At 64.2% G+C, this 2,014-nt stretch carries 2 protein-coding genes and 1 pseudogene; all 3 read left to right on the forward strand.

Annotation, left to right across the window (positions count from 1 at the left end):
• A partial coding sequence (locus U5809_RS34460; protein WP_322089834.1) for an aminotransferase class III-fold pyridoxal phosphate-dependent enzyme occupies nucleotides 1-490 on the forward strand: 490 nt, incomplete at its 5' end.
• 60 nt (nucleotides 491-550) lie between these two features.
• Complete coding sequence (locus tag U5809_RS34465; protein WP_166962640.1) at nucleotides 551-1,666, forward strand: polyamine ABC transporter substrate-binding protein; 1,116 nt, start codon at nucleotides 551-553, stop codon at nucleotides 1,664-1,666.
• A 188-nt stretch (nucleotides 1,667-1,854) separates the two neighbouring features.
• A pseudogene (locus U5809_RS34470) lies at nucleotides 1,855-2,014 on the forward strand (polyamine ABC transporter ATP-binding protein); the annotation flags it as partial.

Consider the following 2,014-nt stretch of genomic DNA (forward strand, 5'->3'; position numbering starts at 1 on the left):
TGTGCCGATGGGCGCGGTCGGCATTCACGAGCGCGTGGCGCGGCCGATCATCGACAACGGCGAATTCAATCACGGGCTCACGTACTCGGGCCACCCGGTGGCGGCGGCCGTCGCGGTCGCGAACCTGAAGCTGCTGCGCGACGAAGGGATCGTCGAGCGCGTGAAGAACGACACCGGCCCGTACTTCCAGGCGCTGATGCGCGAGACCTTCGCGCGTCACCCCATCATCGGCGAGGTGCATGGTCACGGCCTCGTCGCGAGCCTGCAGCTCGCCGAATCGCCGGCCGATCGCCGTCGCTTCGCGAACGGCGGCGACGTCGGCACGATCTGCCGCGACTTCTGCTTCAACGGCAACCTGATCATGCGTGCGACCGGCGACCGGATGCTGCTGTCGCCGCCGCTCGTGATCACGCGCCAGGAAATTGATGAACTCGTGTCGAAGGCAAAGAAGGCCGTCGATGCAACCGCCCAGCAACTGGGTATTTCGTAACGGCTTTGCCTACAGGCGTGCGGCGGGCGCCGCACGCCCCATAACCAGGGGAATTCCACCATGCGTGCCTGCTTTCTTCGCCAAGCCTGTTCTGTTGCCGCCCTCGCCGCCGCGGCAGCGTTCACGTCAGTCGCCAGTCCGTCGGCGCATGCCGAGGACCTGAACGTCTACAACTGGTCCGACTACATCGCACCGGACACGATCCCGAACTTCCAGAAGCAGACGGGCATCCACGTCAAGTACGACAACTACGACAGCGACGACACGCTTCAGGCGAAGCTGCTTGCCGGCAGTTCGGGCTACGACATCGTCGTGCCGACGTCGAACTACATGGCCAAGCAGATCCAGGCCGGCGTGTACCAGAAGCTCGACAAGTCGAAGCTGCCGAACCTCGCGAACCTCGATCCGCTGCTGATGAAGATGATCTCCGACGCCGATCCGGGCAACCAGTACGGTGTGCCCTGGGCCTACGGCACGGACGGCATCGGCTACAACGCGCAGGCAGTGAAGAAGGCACTCGGCGACAAGGCGCCGGTCGACAGCTGGGCCCTGGTGTTCGACCCGGCCAACATGGAAAAGCTGAAGGGCTGCGGCGTGTCGTTCCTCGACCAGGCCGTCGACGTGTTCGCCGCCACGCTGCAGTACATGGGCAAGGATCCGAACAGCAAGAACCCCGGCGATTACCAGGCAGCCTTCGAAGTCCTGAAGAAAGTCCGCCCGTACATCACCCAGTTCAACTCGTCCGGCTACATCAACGACCTCGCGAACAACGACGTGTGCGTCGCGCTCGGCTGGTCGGGCGACGTCGGCATCGCGCATCGCCGCTCGGCCGAAGCGAAGCGTTCGTACGACATCAAGTTCTCGAACCCGAAGGAAGGCGGCCTGCTGTGGTTCGACGTGATGGTGATCCCGAAGGATGCACCGCACCCCGAGGCCGCACTGAAGTGGATCAACTACGTGTCCGATCCGAAGGTCAACGCGGCGATCACCAACACGGTGTTCTATCCGACCGCGAACAAGGCCGCGCACCAGTTCGTCACGCCGGGCGTCGCGCAGGATCCGACCGTCTACCCGCCGGAAGACGTGCTGAAGAAAATGGTGCTGATGAAGCCGATGCCGGCCGACATCCTGCGCCTCCAGAACCGCCTGTGGGCCCAACTGAAGACCGGCCACTGATCGCCAAGCATTCCGGCGGCGCAGGCATCGCTTCACGCCTGCCCGCCTGAGATCCGCGGACCTCCGTCCGCCCGCGCGCGCCGCGCGCACTGTTCCATCCGGCACGAGCCGTTGTCCGCGAGTCGCATTGTGCGCCTCGTGCGGGGACGCTCACGCCTGCAATCCGTGAAGAACGAATGGTGACTCCCATGCAATCGATACCCTCTTCCGCTGCTGCAAGACAGACCCAGCCGGCCGCCGCGGCCCGCCCGCAAAACGACGCATTCGTGCGCATCGAAAACGTCGTGAAGAAATTCGGCGACAGCACGGCCGTCGACAACGTGAACCTGACGATCGCGAAGAACGAAT

This window comes from Burkholderia sp. BCC1999 (assembly GCF_905339975.1).
Classification (GTDB): Bacteria; Pseudomonadota; Gammaproteobacteria; order Burkholderiales; family Burkholderiaceae; genus Burkholderia.

Excerpts from the sequence above, each read along its gene's own strand:
- U5809_RS34465 (WP_166962640.1), top strand. The coding sequence starts at position 551 with ATGCGTGCCTGCTTTCTTCGCCAAGCCTGTTCTGTTGCCGCCCTCGCC.